Source organism: Fictibacillus barbaricus, from assembly GCF_014635025.1.
In the GTDB taxonomy this organism is placed as follows: Bacteria; Bacillota; Bacilli; order Bacillales; family Fictibacillaceae; genus Fictibacillus; species Fictibacillus barbaricus.
Genome location: NZ_BMCE01000001.1, coordinates 1,140,002 through 1,156,262 on the forward strand (window position 1 = coordinate 1,140,002; position 16,261 = coordinate 1,156,262).

Below are 16,261 nucleotides of genomic sequence, written 5' to 3' on the forward strand. Positions count from 1 at the left end.
GATGAATATGTTAGGTTTCTTGCAGCGCATAGGTCGTGCACTCATGCTGCCAATTGCGGTTTTACCTGCAGCTGGGCTCATACTTCGTTTTGGTCAAGATGATTTACTAGGTATTCCTTTTTTAGCTGCAGCTGGTAATGCAATATTTGGTCACCTGGCTTTAATATTTGCGATTGGGGTAGCGGTTGGACTTGCAAAAGACGGTAACGGGGCAGCAGGGCTTGCGGGAGCTATCGGTTATTTTGTATTGACAGAAGGGGCAGTAAAATTTGCCGAAGTTAACCTGGGATTTGAAGGCAAGTTTGACATGTCTGTTCTGGGAGGTATTCTGGCAGGGGTTGTAGCAGGGCTCTTATATAATAAATTCTCTAATACGAAACTGCCCGAATGGCTTTCCTTTTTTGGAGGAAGACGATTTGTACCGATCGTGACAGCAGGAACTATGGTTGTTCTAGCTTTAATTTTTGGCTTTATCTGGCCATATATTCAAATGATGTTAGAAAACGTTGGTACATGGATTACCAGTGCGGGAGCAATAGGTGCAGGGATCTTTGGTTTCTTTAACCGATTATTAATACCTCTAGGGCTTCATCATGTGCTTAACAGTTTCTTATGGTTTGTGTTTGGAGAATTTACAGGTGAGAACGGAAAAGTTGTAACGGGAGATTTAGCAAGATTCTTTGCGGATGATCCAAGAGCAGGCTTTTATATGGCTGGATTCTTCCCTGTTATGATGTTCGGTTTACCGGCTGCTTGCTTTGCCATGATCCATGCCGCAAAAAAACATCGTAAAAAAGCAGTTGCTGGAATGTTAGGAAGTATGGCACTCACTTCATTTGTAACAGGGATTACTGAACCAATTGAATTTGCGTTTATGTTCTTATCACCGCTTCTATATGTTATTCATGCTGTACTGACAGCAGCATCTATGTCAATTGCTGTCTTGTTTGATATCCATCATGGATTCACATTCTCAGCGGGTGCCATCGATTATTTCTTAAATATTGGCAAAGCACAAAACGGTTGGCTCTTGCTTCCGATCGGAGCTGTGTATTTTGCTGTATATTATACAGTCTTCCGTTATCTGATCGTGAAACTTGATCTCAAAACACCAGGGAGAGAAGATGAAGACACGATCGTATCTGAGGCAGCTGCGACATCAACAGCAGCGAATGAAAAGTATGATCGAGCAGCTGAAGCATATTTGGAAGCCTTAGGCGGAAAAGAGAATATTGTCTTGCTAGAAAACTGTATTACTAGATTAAGGATTCGGATTAAGGATCTTGCTAGAATAAACGAAGATGCGCTTCGTAAAGCTGGATCAAAAGGTTTAATTAAACTAAATAACGAAAATATCCAGGTCATTGTTGGGTCAGAAGTGGAGCCTATAGCAGATAGCATGCGAGAAAAGCTATAAAAAAGAGAACACCATTTCATAGAAATGGTGTTCTTCTCTATTACGCGTTCCAATAACCACTAACTGGTACGTTTGCAGCGTATCCGTATGGATTTGGACATGGATAATGGATAGTCAATTCATATTTTTATTTATAAGCCTCATCTAAAATAATATATAGATAATCTACAAAACCACCTTTTGAGAACATAGTAACTTCATAGATATCACCAAGTTCGTTATAGACATAGGCTGTATCTGTGTCTGTAGTTTCTTCAATATCTGTTGGAAGTCCAGCTAGTTCTAAAGCTTTTGTTCTTTCTTCATCATCAAATAAAATTTCTTCATCAAAAACGGAATAAACTAAACGAGCAGCTTTTCCTTCTACAAAAGTAACGGCATATTTCTCATTTTGGTAGTAGTGAACAACTGCTGGTACGAACTTAGTAGTCCCAGAATAACGGAATTGTATTTCTTCGGATCGTGTTGGTTGTCCCCACTTTTTGCTGATTTCTTTTTCAGAAAGGTGGGCAAGTTCACTCGCTACGAATTGAGTGTTGGTAGTTGAATAATCTGTTTCATCTGTGGGTGTATTTTCTTCGGCCGTATCTTCGACGTCTGTCGTATCTTCCTCTTCCGTCGGAGTTGCTTCTGCAGCATCCGTTTCTTTATCGTTTCCATCTGGAGTGGAAGCATTAGTAGATACTTCCTTAGTAGCTTCAGTGTTTTCTGCTTCAGCTTGATTAGCTTGTTTGCTGTCCTTAGAACAAGCTGTAATCATAAGTATTCCAATTAATAAAATTAGAAGTAATAGTTTTTTCATTATAATCCCTCATTATGTAATTCATTTAGTTAAATAGACAATAACAATGTTAACAAAAGAAAATGTAAATTGAAAATGAAAAGTATGGCAGATTAAGAAACTTATAGCCTTTAAAGAATAGAATGACATCTAAACCGATTCATTTCATAAAATAAGGGTAACTCCATTTAAAACAAAAAAAGTCATATTTAGGGTAGTCGGAGAAAAAATTTGGCAATATTTCATTTTTGTTAACCAATCATCTACAATATATGGTAGACATCTATTTATTGACGGTAAACCATGAAGGGCAGGTGTGAAGGGGATGCAATATATTGTTTATGATTTAGAAATGACAAACCGATTGTCAGAAATTATTGAAATTGGTGCAATTCGAATGAGCGAAGTGAATGGTGAACTTAAGATCCTTGATACTTTTCAATCTTTTGTACAGCCAACGATGGATAAGTTAAATACACGTATAACGAACTTAACGGGAATAACAAAGAAAGATTTAATTTCTGCACCTGTTTATACAGAGGCGATAGAAAATTTTAGATCGTGGATTGGACTTGAGGATTATTATCTGTGTTCTTGGGGACCGGAGGATAAATGGGCACTCATAACTGATTCTTCCTTTCATCAATCAGAAATCGAGTGGATTATTAATCATAATGATCTACAGTTTCATTTTAGTCTCCTGCATGATAGTGAAAAAGGATTCAGGTATGGATTATCAAGAGCACTTCAAACGATGGAACTCGTGTATGAGGGATCAAAACATAGGGCATTGGATGATGCTATCAATACAGCACGGATTCTTCAAAAGATATATGGAAAGATTGAATTTAAAAAAAATCCAACCTCCTATTTAGAATCCAAGCTTTTTGAGCCGGAAAAACTTGTATATAAAACAAAGACAGAAGAACATATTTCTCCATTTGCTTCATTATCTAAGTTATTTAACTAAAGTATTTTTCAATAAAAATGTAAACCAATAAATAAACTTGGATAACAAAAATAATCTATATGTGACTTTTGGCTTAATTATTCGATTTTTTTCGACATGATTTTGTAGGTATTATAGAGTGAAATCCATAAAAAGTAAGATATGTCGTCATTTGACGAATAGTATTTGTAGGAAAATGACCTTAGTTTCGCTAATAATGATAGCAGGGGGTGTTTATTGGTGAATACTACATACTACATAACCAATAAAAACAATCAATTATTGGAATTATTAAACACGATAGATTATTGCCTTACAGATGCACGTCTTGAGGAAGCTGATTCTATTATAAAGCTTAAAGAGGAATTGCTGGCAAATGACGGTATACATATAACTCCTGAACAAATAAACAAAATCATTTCTTTGTTGTTATCTTTTGTCCCTATAACAGTTAGGGAAGTAGGTTAAACTCGAATCTCTTTTAAAGAGGTTCTTTTTTTTGTACTAAAAAACTTTTTTCGAATACACATATCTAAATATGAGGGTTGTTTTTTAAATAAAAAAAGGAGCTAGACATTGCTCCTCCTGAAATTTTCTTTCTCCTTTTTTGACTTGAGATCCTCAATCTCTTTTTTAAATCGTTTTTGCAGTGAACTTTGGTGTCCGTATAGAAAGATCATATCTCCTTCCTGAATTTCAGTTGTATAGCTATCTCTTCTGAGCGTAACATCTCCACGCTTAATGAAAAGAACTACCAAATCATCATCCTGTTTGATGACATCTTTTAATTGTTTGCCGATAACAGAGGAATCTTTATGGATGGGGAGTTCGATCACAACATCTTCTTCATCAAAATACATAACATCCCGTAGCGGAAGGTCTGCTAAATTGTATTTCTTTTCCAGGTGGTTTTCAAAGGATTTCTTCATAAAGTTCTTAAGTTTTGGAATGGTTAAAATCAGATAAAGTGTTATCAATACCAGAATGATAATTCCAAGCTCTATTGAACGAAATTCCTCAGACAAAATGTTGCTTATTGAAGATATAATAACAGCTAGTGAAAAGACTCCAAATAAGATGAGAAATGTACTTAACCGCCTTCTGATAGGATGTTCTAGAATTAACTCCGATTCACCAGTCGTAAATCCAGTGGCAGTGAACATTGAGATTACTTGAAAACGAGCAATTTCTTTCTTTAATCCTGTTAGTGTAAAAAGCAGAACATTGATTTCTATTACGATTGCGATTATTGCAAAATATAGTAGTGTGAATAAAAATCCCACAAAGGCACCTCCTGTCTAAATTCTTCTATAATGTCTATACCCTTAATCTTCTTATGATAGGCGGTTTAATAAAATTTCAATTTTTTCATAAAAGGCTGCTGCTCCTCATATAGTTGGTACGGGAGGGGATGAAAATGACTGGTTTTCTTATTACCTTAGTACCGGCGGGCTTGTTGTGCGGAGGAGTAGCTTTACTCATTCATTCTTTTGTAAAAAAGGACTCGTATCAGTATGACCAAGAAAACCTCTGGGAAGACACATCTCTAACATCAGAAGATTATCGGATCAAATAGCACATTTATTACTTGATATTTTCCCTCGTTATGGTAAAAAGTAATATAACAATAACTAGAATTGAGGATATAATGTGAGGAAAGTATCAACGAAATGGTTAATTAGCGGAGTAGTTCTGGCTATACTTTTTTTTACTATATTTCAAGTGTTCGATAAAACAGAAGGTGCTAGTGATACAGATACCATTAAGATTGTTGCTCTTGGCGATTCATTGACATATGGTGTTGGAGATCCATCTAAAACAGGATATATAGGCATCGTCAGAAGAAATATTCAACAGCAAACTGGCCGTAATGTCATTGTTAATAATTTTGGAATCAGCGGTCAAAGATCGGATCAACTTTTGAGGCAGTTAGATAATGGTGTCGTCATTAAAGCATTAAAACAAGCTGATCATATTTTTGTTTTTATTGGAACAAATGACTTTAGGCATGCTGCAGGATGGAATTTTCGCCAGCTTCCACAGCAGCCCCTTTTGCTTGGAAAAGAAAAGCTAAGAAACAATTTGAGTAAGACGCTAACCGTTGTAAGAGAGAATAATTCGTTTGCCCCCGTCTATGTACTTGGTCTGTATAATCCTTATTTTGGTGAAGAATATGATCCAGCAGCACCAGAAAGTATTAAGTCATGGAATCAAGTGATCATCGAGGCCAGCAGAGAGAGTACACTTACTAAATACATCTCAACTTATGAGTTATATGAAGATGTTGAGAAAGAAATGTATTTTGCAGATTCATTACATCCAAACAGAAGAGGATATAACAAATTGGGGAACTGGGTATATAATCAATGGAAACCTTTAAATCAATAGCAATCTCCACGGAAATTTATTCTGGATCGAATTATCCTTTTGAAACAATGTGAGATTCAGAAGCAGGAAAACCTGATATCGTATGAGAGAAATTATCTCTTGCTTATGTATAAAGAAAAACCGGGGGATCCCCGGTTTTACTTTTTGAATTGAGTATCTAATTTTCCGTTCATATCAATTAAGAACCCGATTTCACGGCCTAATAACTCACCAAGTTCTTTTGCTTTCTTTTCACTCTCGTTTTTTATCTGCTCAATCGTTAATTCTCCTTTTAACTTCGAAGCACCAACGATAATGCTTAATTCGCCCTTTTCAAAAAATACAATCTTCATTTACAATACCTCCCTGAAAAATAGAACCTTTTACATATTTCGCTTATTTTATTAGGCTTATGGGGTAGTGATTAGAATATGGAAAAACCTTCATGGTGAAACTTTTAACTAGAATAAATACGTGTATTGCCTTTTTTCTTAACAAAATTTATGTATGTTGACAAGATTATGTCCTAGTAATAGGATTCGCTGAAATCTTTTGTTCTATTCTGGACGAAAGAAGGGGGCATTTATTTATATATGTTTTAGTAAATATGAGTAAATAAATGTAAGCATAGATCCAAAATCATGTTAAAATAGAAAGATACATAATGAAATTTTCGGAGTGATCTTCTTTGGAAAAATGGCTAGAGATATTGATGCTTACTGGTAAAGTCATATGGGTACAGATTCAAACCGTTATTAACCCCATAATCGAATTGATTGAAAGCAGCCTGAATGTTTTCTGGTTTGTTTTTGTTTTAACTGTAATCGCAGGATATCTGTTACTTGGCATAATCAATAAAGGGATTACCTTTTATCATGCACATAATTTCATCCACCGTAAGATGGCTGTTGAATCAGCACAAGATATTGAATTTACTATATTTATAAAGTCTTTATGGCAAAAAGACCCTTCTAAAGGACTAGTAGCAAATGCAAAGTCGGCCAAGAGCAGATACCTGCAATTCAATGCCCAAGAGCGTCTCTATGTTCAATCGTATCTACAGCATCGCCTTAGATTTTTGCGTACAAATCAACCGCTTTTTATACTTGGAGCTGTTTTTATCGGATTGATCTCCAGCATAGCTGTTGAGGTATTGCATCTTGAAGCTGTTCAACTTACTGCTGAAAATATATTAAAAACAACGCTTTTTGTACTAGTTTGGCTTTTTCTTATGCAATCGAAATATGTATCCGTAAAAAAGCAAACTTATCATCATCTTGCTTGGTTACAAGAAACGAATAGATCAGCGACCATTGATTATATACCAGAAGAAGATAAGGTTGTATCAATGGAAAAAGAAAACAACCCTGCGTATTAACGCGATACGTAAGGGTTGTTTTTTATCCAAAATCGATATGGATAATGAATAGCTTCTTCAGCATACTGAATCCCGATCCTTGGGCCAGATGCGATTTGATAAGGTTTGACCTCTAGTCCTTCCTCGATTCTTATACCACCTGCATTTAGCTTATTACCATTATCCTGTAGGCTGAAACCCATACTTTTTGAAAGTTTGCCAGGCCCATTTGTTAACAGAATATCATTCTTTATTCTTCCTCTTCTTTCCCTCATTATCTCGATTCCTCTTACAGGTTCGATCGCCCTGATTAAAATGGCTTCAGGCTTATCGAATGGCCCCGATACAATATTAAAGCAAACGTGCATTCCATAGATAAAGTAGGTGTATATGGTGCCTGCATGGTGAAACATGACTTCTGTTCTTGCTGTTCTTCGATTTCCGAAGGAGTGGGCAGCCCGATCTTCTGGTCCTAAATATGCTTCTGTTTCAACGATATATCCTGTTGTAACTCCTTCGTTACTTTCATGAATGAGTTCCATTCCTAGAAGTTTTTTTGCCAAAGCAAGGGTTGGTAAGCTCCATAAGTCCATATTATTCTCCTTTTATGTATGACTTTTGCATTAAATAAGTACAATAGAAAATAGGAGTTTGTTGTATTATGTTTCCTTTTGTCGAAGTTTTACAAACGTTAAAAAAAGGAAATATGGTAAGGGCAAAGAAGTTTTTATAAAGCAAATAAATGGGAGGCGTTTAATGTGGATGGTTGGGTAAATGAAACTGGGATCTATGAGAATCTCTCCAAAAGACGCTGGGAATACTGGGAAGTAAGCCAACAAGGTATTAAGACGATGGTTTCCTGGCTGTGCTGGAATGCGCCTAATTCTGTTTATGAACAATGGAGTAAATCTGTCTTACATTAAACACATGAACTAGCTTTAAAGTTCCTTTCTGCTGAAGGAACTTTTTTATTTGGTTCTTTTGCTTGAATCTTCTTTTATGTGGTTAAAATGTTTAACAAAAAGGAGAAGATTGGGATGAATCATAATAAAGGTCAGCTGCGCAGAGCAGTTGAAGGACGTAAACAGCGCTTGATCCAACATCTAATTCATAAAGGTCTTTACGGGTATGAAGATCACAGGCACCTTATTGAGTATACGCTAACTGAACTAGAGATGGAATGGAAAAATGCCCAATTCATTGATCACGAGAATCATATTAGCTGATTTTTTTAAATAGTAAAAAAACAGTTCCTTGTCTATAACTGATTCTGGTATAATATCCCTATAAGCGGGAAAATGGTCTTGTTTTCGCGACAAAATTTGAGGAAATTTGCCATAAATCGTTTGATAAAGGCAAACTCGCTGAAAAGTGAGGACGCAAAGCTATAGGGGCTTCATTTTAAAATATGCCAGCCAGCTACCTTACGAAATTATCCTTCGATTTATGAATCAATTGGGGGGATATCAATGGATAACCACTTGCTGTTGCTTTCATGGTCTGCAATTGGTTTTTATTTAGCAATTATCTTTTGTGTTTGCTTGGTACTATATTTTACAGGAAATATACTTAAAAAAGATACACGGATTATAGATGTGTTTACTAATATCCTTATCATTATAGGTGCTATTGCTTGGGTTGTGATTACCAGTTAATCGTTAGATTTAAAAATTTCCAAATTTTTAGTAAGGATTCACTTAAAAGCCCCACGTTATAATGTATTCATAGAAGAGAGGGGGCTTACCAATTGAATACTAATTTAAAAATAAACCTTACAGACGAAGAAAAAGAGCTGCTGGTTGAATCATTATTAAGCCAAGGTTATGCATATGAAGTTGTGGACTCTGAACTAAAAGATCTAGAATATGAGTTAAAGCCAGGTTACGAGTCAAAAGTAAGAAAATTGAACAGTCTATTAAAAAAATTACATAGTTAAAAAATAAAGCAAAAGGCCCGAAAAGCGGTTCTTTTGCTTTTTATATTAAGTATCGAGTAATCCTTTTCTTCTAGCTTCCATGCGCCATTCAGCTTCTTTAACTAATCTTCTAGGAAGTTTGCCCCTGTTTTTTAAGAATGACCAATACGTTAAATATTGTTTGGGTCTGGATCCAGGGGAAACATTTCTTGCGTACTCCCACCAAGATATTTCATTTGCTTCTAATCGGATTAGAAAAAGATCATCGCCTTTTACCATAAAACTCACTCCTGTCTAGCCTTTCATTACCAATAGTATGGACGGATTTTAATAAAATAACCGAAAAAAATCATGGCACTTTATTTTATGAATATTTATTTCATTCTGTTTAGGACAAAAAGTAATTTTTTAGTTAGGCAGGAAATAAGTTATGAAGCTTGAATCTTTAAGTTACATAAAAGGAAGAACGTGCTTATGAAAAAGGGGGGTGGTCCTGTTGGAGCAAGTGCTTATGTTTTCCACACTGCTAGCTCCTTTAGTAACAGCGTTGATGGAGCTCTTAAAACGTACTTTCCCGATTCCTAAGAAATATATACCGTTCACCAGTTTTATTGTTGGATTATTGATCGGTTTACTAGCATCTCCTTTTACAGGTATGAATATTGAACTGCGTTTGTGGTCTGGAGGAATCGCAGGCTTGGCAGCAACTGGATTGTATGAAATCGGCAAGAAAAGTAAAAAATCAAAAAGAGCCTGTTAGGAGTATTTATTGGCAGCCTTTTCATGTTTTCATAAAAAGGGTTTAAAAATACCAATACAGTGAATAGATTATAGTAAGAAAATAATGTGAGGCGGTGAATTATCATGAAAGCTTTTCTAGCACTTTGTTTTGCTGTTATGCTATCATTTCTATTTATCCCTAACATACCAGAGAATGTACAAGAGAAGTCCGGTGCTCCGGATCAAGTGATTAACCAGCCCGTTACTGCTGAAGAAAGTAAAGATCAACAAGTTCCGGCACTTACGGAGGATACCGCGAAGAAACAGGCGAATCTCTTTATGGAAGCATTAAAGCAAGAGACGGATGAAAACTATAGAGTTTTAAATTATTCCACAAAAGAAGAATATATGACGTATCTCAGGAATTTTGTGTCTGAAGATCTAGCTGCTTATTATACCGATGGATTATTTGAGGAAAGAGAAAGCTCCCTATATATCATCCCAACTGAACTTCCACCATGGTTAGAGGAGAATGAACCTGTGAATATTAAACAGCTATCGGGTACTTCTTACAGGGTTTATCAAAAGAATACGTCTGACTTATATGGGACTTATGAGATCACATTAGGCTATGAATATGTGGGAGGAAAATGGATTATTACATTTGCATCTGTGGACTGAACATGGGGTTACCCATGTTTTTGTTCATTGATAAGAGTTTGATCTCTTTGTCAGTGAGGAGCAAAACTTGCACAAAAACTGCGAGTTGCCCTTGTGATCGCAGGTGCATTGTTTTTGAGGTACTCACGTATAAATAAGCTTCGTTCCTCAAAAATTCACTTCCTAGGCCGTCTCGCTTCTGAATGAACAAATTAAAACAAATGGACTTTAAATGTTGTGAACTTTACAATAAAGGAAACAGTCGAGATGGAGTAGTGTGATGGATATTATTACATTTAAAGATTTTTATAACAACACAGTACAATTGTCGTTTTCAGACCACCCCTTTTCGGAAACTCCTAAACATGTTTGGTGTTTATGTAAATTTAAGGATCAATGGTTACTGACAGAACACCCTAGACGGGGAATTGAATTTCCAGGTGGAAAAGTAGAACCTGGTGAAACAGCTGATGAAGCTGCCGTTCGTGAAGTGTTTGAAGAAACTGGCGGTCGAGTTTCAGAGCTCAAGTATATTGGTCAATATTACGTGGATGGAAAAGGCGGAAAAATAATAAAAAATATATATGTTGCAAAGGTTGATAAGATTCTTTTAAAGCATCGTTATTTTGAAACGAACGGTCCTGTCTTAATGAGCGAGCTGCCGAAAGATGTTTCAACAAACCAAGCGTTTAGTTTTATGATGAAAGACCAGGTTCTGAAGGAGAGCATGAAGTATGCACTCGAACATTCCCTGGCCTGATCCCTTTATTGGATATGATGCTTAATAAGTTTCCGTTCTAATAATTCTACTCCTTGATACATGACGGTTGCCATTAAAGCAATAATGAGGAGACTCATCAGGACAAGGGTAAAATTAAAAACTTGGAAACCATAAATAATCATATAACCTAAGCCTTGCTTAGAAACTAGAAATTCACCTACAATAACCCCTACCCATGACAATCCCACATTAACCTTTAGTGATGATATGATAGTTGGAAAACAGGCTGGAAGGATAACCTCCTTAAAGCACTGTTTTTTATTTCCGCCAAAAGACCGAATAACTTTGATATAGTTATCATCTACATTTTGAAACGCTGTGTAAACAACTAAAGTTGTGATGATGATTGAAATGAGGATTCCCATTGCAATAATTGATCCAAAGTTCGGCCCGATTGCAACGATTAAAATGGGTCCTAATGCGACCTTAGGCATTGCGTTCAGAACTACAAGATAAGGATCCAGCACTTTTGATAAGAAAGGGGACCACCAAAGCAAAGCAGCTAGCAGTGTTCCTAAAAGTGTTCCTAATATAAACCCTAACACTGTCTCACCGAGTGTATAGATAACGTGAATATAAAGGGAACCATCTCCGATCTTTTCTAGGAAAAGTGCCCATATTTTTGTAGGTGAGCTAAACAAAAGCGGATTTATCCATCCCCTCAGTGAGGAGACCTCCCATAAAGAAAAAAAACTAATAAACATGATCAGTTGAACAAATCGTATATTACGTTTTTCTTTTTTTATGGATTGGAGAAACTCCACGTGTTTTTCATTCATTATCGTTTTGTTCAATATGTTCCAACTCCTCCCATATTTGCTGAAAAGTTGAAGAAAAGTGTGGGTGCTGTCTCGCTTCAAAAGGTAGGAGTTTTTTTAATGTTTCAGGAATCTTAAATGTTCGGAAGATCCGTCCAGGATTACTGGATAGCAGAATTACTGTATCACTCATTGCAATAGCTTCACCAATATCATGTGTGACTAGAATTGCTGTTTTTCCATGTTCCTTTAAGGTAGAAGAAACAAGGTCCTCCAGCTTTAACTTGGTCTGATAATCAAGTGCGGAAAAAGGTTCATCCAATAAAAGCATTTTTGGCTGGGTGGCTAGGGTGCGGACAAGCGCAACCCTTTGTCTCATGCCACCTGAAAGCTCTGAAGGATATTTGCTTCTTGTATGATCCAATCCAATCTCTTTTAATAGACGTAAAGCAGCCTGAATATGTTCATTTGTGTTTTGATCTCTGAGTTTTAAGCCGAGTGTGATATTATCTTCGATCGTTTTCCATGGAAACAAATAATCTTGCTGCAGCATATACCCAATTTTGGGATGTGGCTGAGTAACAGGCTGATTGTTTACCATGACAGAACCTGTAGTTGGAAGCAACAATCCGGCAATAATTGAAAGGAGAGTTGATTTACCGCATCCACTTGGTCCAAGAATAGAAATGAACTCGCCTTCATTTACTGAAAGTGTTATATCTTCCAAGGCCGTTGTGGCAGAGGTTTTTGAAAAGTAGGTTTGACCGATTGATTTTAGTTGTAATAAAGCCACGACGATCCCTCCCAGAACATTATTTGATCGCTTTTTTAGCTAGAGTCGTATCAACAAGAACGTCATAATCTACCTTTTTTGGAAGTTCTCCTGCTTCATCCATAATCGTTTGAAGATTGTTCCATTCTTCTTCATCTAATATAGGGTTTAGTGCAAAACTGTGCTGACTCTTATAACGGTCAACAACGGTTTCAATAAGTTCTACAGGGGTATCTTCAAAGTATGGAGCAATCACTTCTGCGATCTCTTTAGCTGAGTGATTCTCAACCCAGAGCTGTGCTTTATATAATCCCTTTGTGAACTTCTCCAGTGTTTCTTTGTTCTCTTTCATGTAACTTTGTTTAGCCATAAAAGTCGTATATGGAATCTTTCCTGATTCAGCTCCGAACGAAGCAACGATATGACCGATCCCTTCTTGCTCAAAAAGACTTGCTTGTGGCTCAAACAGCTGAACATAATCGCCAGTGCCTGAAGCAAAAGCGTTCGCTATGTTAGCAAAATCAATGTTCTGAATCATGGTTAAGTCACTCTTTGGATCAATGCCGTGTTTCTTTAAACCAAATTCACCAGCCATTTGGGGCATACCGCCCTTGCGTTGCCCTAAGAACGTACTTCCTTTTAACTGATCCCATGAAAAGAACTCTGGCTTTTTACGTGCCACCAAGAAAGTCCCGTCAGTTTGTGTAAGCTGTGCGAAATTGATAACAGGATCTGTGGATTCTTGTGCATGGACGTAGATCGTTGTTTCCGATCCAACTAACGCAACATCCGCACCATCGGACAATAATGCAGTCATCGTTTTGTCTCCGCCCCAAGTGGTCGTAAGCTCTACGTCTAACCCTTCTTCTTTAAAAAACCCCTTTTCAATAGCAACATATTGAGGTGCATAAAAGATGGAGCGAGTTACTTCTGCAATTCGTACTTTTTCCTGTTTGGGGCTCGAACTGCTGCATCCTGCAAGCAGCAAGGAGAAGGCTAGTAAACAAGTAAAAAGCACTGTAATTTTTCTTCTGATCTGTTTCATTTCTGGTCCTCCTGCAAATAGGGATGAAGTCATGACTTTTATGTAATAATGTATGTGATTGCTGTAAATGTGTGTTTACCCACAAAAAAACAAGGAGGGTCGGAATGAAAAAAGCAAAAATAATCGAGTGGCAGCGTTTTCCTTCCCCACATCCAACAATTCGGTTATATGTCGTCACTTATTTAAATGATGGATTGAAAATTAAAGGATTGGCCGCATTGCCAGAAGGAAAAGGCCCGTTTCCAGGGTTTCTTTATCTTAGGGGTGGAATTAAATCAGTTGGAATGGTAAGGATTGCAAGAATTATACAGTTTGCTTCCCAAGGATTTGTAGTAATGGCACCTTATTATCGAGGGAATCAAGGAGGAGAAGGGAACGAAGATTTTGCTGGAAAAGACAGGACCGATGCCTTTGCTGCTTTTGAAGTATTAAAACAATTTCCAAAAGTTGATGTTAATGAGTTACATGTGTTTGGTTTTTCCAGGGGAGGACCTATGGCTTTGTTTACGGCGATAGAATATCCTGAGATACGTTCTGTTGTGACTTGGGGCGGTGTGACAGACATGGCGGTTACGTATGAGGAAAGAGAAGATTTACGAAGAATGATGAAGAGAGTAATAGGCGGTACACCTGATAAGTATCCAGAAGAATTCGAGTGGAGGTCACCGTTATATTATTGTGGTGAATTAAAGGCTCCAATACTTTGCATTCACGGAATGAAAGATGAAAACGTAAGTGTCGAACATACGCTTAAGATTGAAAAAAGATTAAAAGAGCTTGGGAAACCTTGTGAAACATGGATTTATCCTGAGTACACGCATTACTTTCCGCCAAAAGAGAACCGAAAAATTACATATGCGCTATGTGAATGGATGAAAGAACAAGTAAAAGGAGCTGAATGATGTTCAGCTCCTACTTTTTTATATTGCCATTGTTTATACTAATGGGCCTGCTTGTGAAATTTCAGTTGAAACAGAGTTGAATTTTTCAAAGTTTGCCTTAAATTTAGCTGCAAGTTCTTGTGCTTTTACATCATATTGATCCGGGTTTTCCCAAGTCTTCTTTGGTTGAAGTACTTGATCAGGTACTCCAGGACAATGTGTTGGGATATGAAGTCCAAAAATAGGATCTACAACCGTTTCAACTGAAGTTAATTCTCCTTCAAGAGCAGCTTGAACCATTGCTCGAGTATAGCCTAAGTTCATACGGCTTCCGACACCATACTCTCCTCCAGACCATCCTGTGTTAACAAGGTATACTTGCACATTATGCTGATCGATTTTCTTTCCGAGCATCTCTGCATAAACAGTAGCCGGTAATGGAAGGAAAGGCGCGCCAAAACAAGTTGAGAAAGTCGCTTGAGGCGAAGTTACTCCTCTTTCTGTACCTGCAAGTTTGCTTGTATAGCCTGATAAGAAATGATACATCGCTTGTTCTTTTGTTAATTTGCTGATTGGAGGCAATACTCCAAATGCGTCAGCTGTTAAGAATATGATCGTGTTTGGATGACCTGCAACACTTGGCTGAATCACATTAGGAATTGCATCTACAGGATATGCAGCTCTTGTATTCTCAGTCAATGCTGAGTCCTTGTAGTCAGCTAATCTAGAATCAGGATTGATCATAACATTTTCTAAAACACTTCCAAAACGAATCGCGTTCCAGATCTGCGGTTCTTTTTCTTTAGACAGATCAATCGTCTTTGCGTAGCAGCCGCCTTCAATATTAAAGACTCCCGTGTTAGCCCAGCCATGCTCATCATCACCGATCAACCGGCGGTTTGGATCAGCTGAAAGAGTAGTCTTTCCAGTACCAGATAATCCAAAGAAAAGAGCTACATCTCCTTCATTCCCAACATTTGCAGAACAATGCATAGAAAGGATTCCTTTTTCGGGAAGCAAGTAGTTCATTACAGAGAATACGGACTTCTTAATTTCACCTGCATATTCTGTTCCGCCAATGAGAACGATGCGTTTTTCAAAAGAAATAATTATGAACGTCTCAGAGTTTGTTCCATCTTCAGCTGGATTCGCTTGGAATCCAGGTGCTGAAACTACTGTGAACTGTGATTCATGAGCACTTAGATCATCTTGATTCGGGCGTACGAACATTTGATGGGCAAACAGGTTATGCCAAGCGTATTCGTTAATAACTTGGATAGGTAAGCGGTACTCGCGGTCAGCTCCAGCGTATCCTTTAAATAAGAATAATTCTTCTTTACTTCCTAAGTACTGAAGCACTTTTTTGTATAATTTATCAAAGTTTTCAGGTGAAAATGGCTTATTAACCTTTCCCCAGTCGATTGCATCTTTAACGGAGGCGTCTTCAACGATAAATTTATCCTCAGGAGATCGACCTGTGTATTTCCCCGTAGTGGCTTGAAGAGCTCCTGTGGATGTAAGGATGCCTTCTTTACGCTTAAGTGATTTTTCCACTAAAACCGGAACAGGTAAGTTCTGGTGAGTTGTTTCACGGGTCACAAGTTCATTTAAGGTTGTAGTAAATTCCAAAGTATTCATATCAGACAGTACCATCCTTTATCCTATAGTCATATATTCGAAAATTAGTATAACACATTAAATCAAATAATGTATACTATTTTATGAAAGCACATCAAAAAAGTTCGTACTTATTTAAAATATGACTAATGTAAAGCATATTATCCAACATATTAAAAACGCTTTCAATAAATTGTGTTTTTAATTTTTAACTTATTGTTATTCCTGGGGTTTTCTATTG

23 protein-coding genes and 1 riboswitch are annotated in these 16,261 nt (G+C 37.0%); of the genes, 14 read left to right on the forward strand and 9 right to left on the reverse strand.

Annotated elements, in window-relative coordinates; all coding sequences use genetic code 11:
- Window positions 1–7 precede the first annotated feature (7 nt).
- On the forward strand, window positions 8–1,417 hold the full coding sequence (gene nagE / locus IEV52_RS05510; protein ID WP_188401485.1) for an N-acetylglucosamine-specific PTS transporter subunit IIBC: 1,410 nt from the start codon (window positions 8–10) through the stop codon (window positions 1,415–1,417).
- A gap of 127 nt (window positions 1,418–1,544) precedes the next feature.
- Here nagE and IEV52_RS05515 read toward each other — a convergent pair whose 3' ends face one another.
- Entirely contained in the window at window positions 1,545–2,219 is a 675-nt protein-coding gene (locus tag IEV52_RS05515; RefSeq protein ID WP_188401486.1) for a hypothetical protein, read from the reverse strand.
- A 304-nt stretch (window positions 2,220–2,523) separates the two neighbouring features.
- Here IEV52_RS05515 and IEV52_RS05520 point away from each other — a divergent pair, with 304 nt between their 5' ends.
- On the forward strand, window positions 2,524–3,168 hold the full coding sequence (locus tag IEV52_RS05520) for a 3'-5' exonuclease (protein WP_188401487.1): 645 nt from the start codon (window positions 2,524–2,526) through the stop codon (window positions 3,166–3,168).
- Between the two features lie 219 nt (window positions 3,169–3,387).
- Complete coding sequence (locus tag IEV52_RS05525) at window positions 3,388–3,615, forward strand: hypothetical protein (RefSeq protein ID WP_188401488.1); 228 nt, start codon at window positions 3,388–3,390, stop codon at window positions 3,613–3,615.
- Between the two features lie 101 nt (window positions 3,616–3,716).
- Here the strand turns inward: IEV52_RS05525 and IEV52_RS05530 are convergent, their stop codons facing one another.
- The gene (locus tag IEV52_RS05530; protein WP_188401489.1) at window positions 3,717–4,430 is read right to left on the reverse strand and encodes a TrkA C-terminal domain-containing protein; all 714 of its coding nucleotides are present in this window, start codon (window positions 4,428–4,430) and stop codon (window positions 3,717–3,719) included.
- Window positions 4,431–4,564: 134 nt separating this feature from the next.
- On the opposite strand from IEV52_RS05530, the gene IEV52_RS05535 reads away from it, so the two are divergent.
- Together IEV52_RS05535 and IEV52_RS05540 are read left to right on the forward strand one after the other, a co-directional pair.
- Window positions 4,565–4,723: a hypothetical protein gene (locus IEV52_RS05535; protein WP_188401490.1), complete on the forward strand. Its 159-nt coding sequence runs from the start codon at window positions 4,565–4,567 to the stop codon at window positions 4,721–4,723.
- 74 nt (window positions 4,724–4,797) lie between these two features.
- Window positions 4,798–5,535 (forward strand): GDSL-type esterase/lipase family protein, encoded by a 738-nt coding sequence (locus IEV52_RS05540; RefSeq protein ID WP_188401491.1) that lies wholly within the window; start codon window positions 4,798–4,800, stop codon window positions 5,533–5,535.
- A gap of 137 nt (window positions 5,536–5,672) precedes the next feature.
- Here IEV52_RS05540 and IEV52_RS05545 read toward each other — a convergent pair whose 3' ends face one another.
- The gene (locus IEV52_RS05545; protein ID WP_188401492.1) at window positions 5,673–5,867 is read right to left on the reverse strand and encodes a hypothetical protein; all 195 of its coding nucleotides are present in this window, start codon (window positions 5,865–5,867) and stop codon (window positions 5,673–5,675) included.
- Between the two features lie 335 nt (window positions 5,868–6,202).
- Between IEV52_RS05545 and IEV52_RS05550 the strand changes: the two genes are divergently transcribed.
- A complete protein-coding gene (locus tag IEV52_RS05550) occupies window positions 6,203–6,892 on the forward strand; it encodes a hypothetical protein (protein WP_188401493.1) in 690 nt (229 codons plus the stop codon).
- On the opposite strand, the gene IEV52_RS05555 is transcribed toward IEV52_RS05550, so the two are convergent.
- Complete coding sequence (locus tag IEV52_RS05555) at window positions 6,889–7,464, reverse strand: DNA-3-methyladenine glycosylase (protein ID WP_188401494.1); 576 nt, start codon at window positions 7,462–7,464, stop codon at window positions 6,889–6,891. The two genes, IEV52_RS05550 and IEV52_RS05555, sit on opposite strands and share 4 nt — an antisense overlap.
- A gap of 165 nt (window positions 7,465–7,629) precedes the next feature.
- On the opposite strand from IEV52_RS05555, the gene IEV52_RS05560 reads away from it, so the two are divergent.
- From IEV52_RS05560 to abbA, 4 genes are all read left to right on the forward strand, one after another.
- The gene (locus IEV52_RS05560) at window positions 7,630–7,794 is read left to right on the forward strand and encodes a hypothetical protein (protein ID WP_188401495.1); all 165 of its coding nucleotides are present in this window, start codon (window positions 7,630–7,632) and stop codon (window positions 7,792–7,794) included.
- Between the two features lie 114 nt (window positions 7,795–7,908).
- Window positions 7,909–8,097: a Fur-regulated basic protein FbpA gene (locus tag IEV52_RS05565; protein ID WP_188401496.1), complete on the forward strand. Its 189-nt coding sequence runs from the start codon at window positions 7,909–7,911 to the stop codon at window positions 8,095–8,097.
- Window positions 8,098–8,215: 118 nt separating this feature from the next.
- Window positions 8,216–8,298, forward strand: a riboswitch (cyclic di-GMP riboswitch).
- 42 nt (window positions 8,299–8,340) lie between these two features.
- Window positions 8,341–8,526: a hypothetical protein gene (locus IEV52_RS05570; RefSeq protein ID WP_188401497.1), complete on the forward strand. Its 186-nt coding sequence runs from the start codon at window positions 8,341–8,343 to the stop codon at window positions 8,524–8,526.
- A gap of 92 nt (window positions 8,527–8,618) precedes the next feature.
- Window positions 8,619–8,807 (forward strand): antirepressor AbbA, encoded by a 189-nt coding sequence (gene abbA, locus IEV52_RS05575; RefSeq protein ID WP_188401498.1) that lies wholly within the window; start codon window positions 8,619–8,621, stop codon window positions 8,805–8,807.
- Between the two features lie 45 nt (window positions 8,808–8,852).
- Here the strand turns inward: abbA and IEV52_RS05580 are convergent, their stop codons facing one another.
- Complete coding sequence (locus IEV52_RS05580; protein WP_188401499.1) at window positions 8,853–9,065, reverse strand: hypothetical protein; 213 nt, start codon at window positions 9,063–9,065, stop codon at window positions 8,853–8,855.
- A 217-nt stretch (window positions 9,066–9,282) separates the two neighbouring features.
- Between IEV52_RS05580 and IEV52_RS05585 the strand changes: the two genes are divergently transcribed.
- The 3 genes from IEV52_RS05585 (at window position 9,283) to ytkD (ending at window position 10,926) form a co-directional block, all read left to right on the forward strand.
- On the forward strand, window positions 9,283–9,546 hold the full coding sequence (locus tag IEV52_RS05585; protein WP_188401500.1) for a holin: 264 nt from the start codon (window positions 9,283–9,285) through the stop codon (window positions 9,544–9,546).
- Window positions 9,547–9,650: 104 nt separating this feature from the next.
- Window positions 9,651–10,187: a hypothetical protein gene (locus IEV52_RS05590; RefSeq protein WP_188401501.1), complete on the forward strand. Its 537-nt coding sequence runs from the start codon at window positions 9,651–9,653 to the stop codon at window positions 10,185–10,187.
- Window positions 10,188–10,446: 259 nt separating this feature from the next.
- Entirely contained in the window at window positions 10,447–10,926 is a 480-nt protein-coding gene (ytkD, locus tag IEV52_RS05595; RefSeq protein ID WP_240460866.1) for an RNA deprotection pyrophosphohydrolase, read from the forward strand.
- 5 nt (window positions 10,927–10,931) lie between these two features.
- Here ytkD and IEV52_RS05600 read toward each other — a convergent pair whose 3' ends face one another.
- From IEV52_RS05600 to IEV52_RS05610, 3 genes are read right to left on the reverse strand one after another with little or no spacing between them, the layout of a single operon-like run.
- Complete coding sequence (locus tag IEV52_RS05600; protein ID WP_188402266.1) at window positions 10,932–11,726, reverse strand: ABC transporter permease; 795 nt, start codon at window positions 11,724–11,726, stop codon at window positions 10,932–10,934.
- Window positions 11,719–12,498 carry an ABC transporter ATP-binding protein gene (locus tag IEV52_RS05605; RefSeq protein ID WP_188401502.1) on the reverse strand — a complete coding sequence of 260 codons (780 nt, stop codon included), beginning with the start codon at window positions 12,496–12,498 and terminating at the stop codon, window positions 11,719–11,721. The genes IEV52_RS05600 and IEV52_RS05605 overlap by 8 nt, the downstream gene beginning before the upstream one ends.
- Window positions 12,499–12,517: 19 nt before the next feature.
- Window positions 12,518–13,522: an ABC transporter substrate-binding protein gene (locus IEV52_RS05610; RefSeq protein WP_188401503.1), complete on the reverse strand. Its 1,005-nt coding sequence runs from the start codon at window positions 13,520–13,522 to the stop codon at window positions 12,518–12,520.
- A 104-nt stretch (window positions 13,523–13,626) separates the two neighbouring features.
- On the opposite strand from IEV52_RS05610, the gene IEV52_RS05615 reads away from it, so the two are divergent.
- Window positions 13,627–14,424: an alpha/beta hydrolase family protein gene (locus IEV52_RS05615; protein ID WP_188401504.1), complete on the forward strand. Its 798-nt coding sequence runs from the start codon at window positions 13,627–13,629 to the stop codon at window positions 14,422–14,424.
- Between the two features lie 33 nt (window positions 14,425–14,457).
- On the opposite strand, the gene pckA is transcribed toward IEV52_RS05615, so the two are convergent.
- Complete coding sequence (gene pckA / locus IEV52_RS05620; protein ID WP_188401505.1) at window positions 14,458–16,041, reverse strand: phosphoenolpyruvate carboxykinase (ATP); 1,584 nt, start codon at window positions 16,039–16,041, stop codon at window positions 14,458–14,460.
- Window positions 16,042–16,261: the final 220 nt, after the last annotated feature.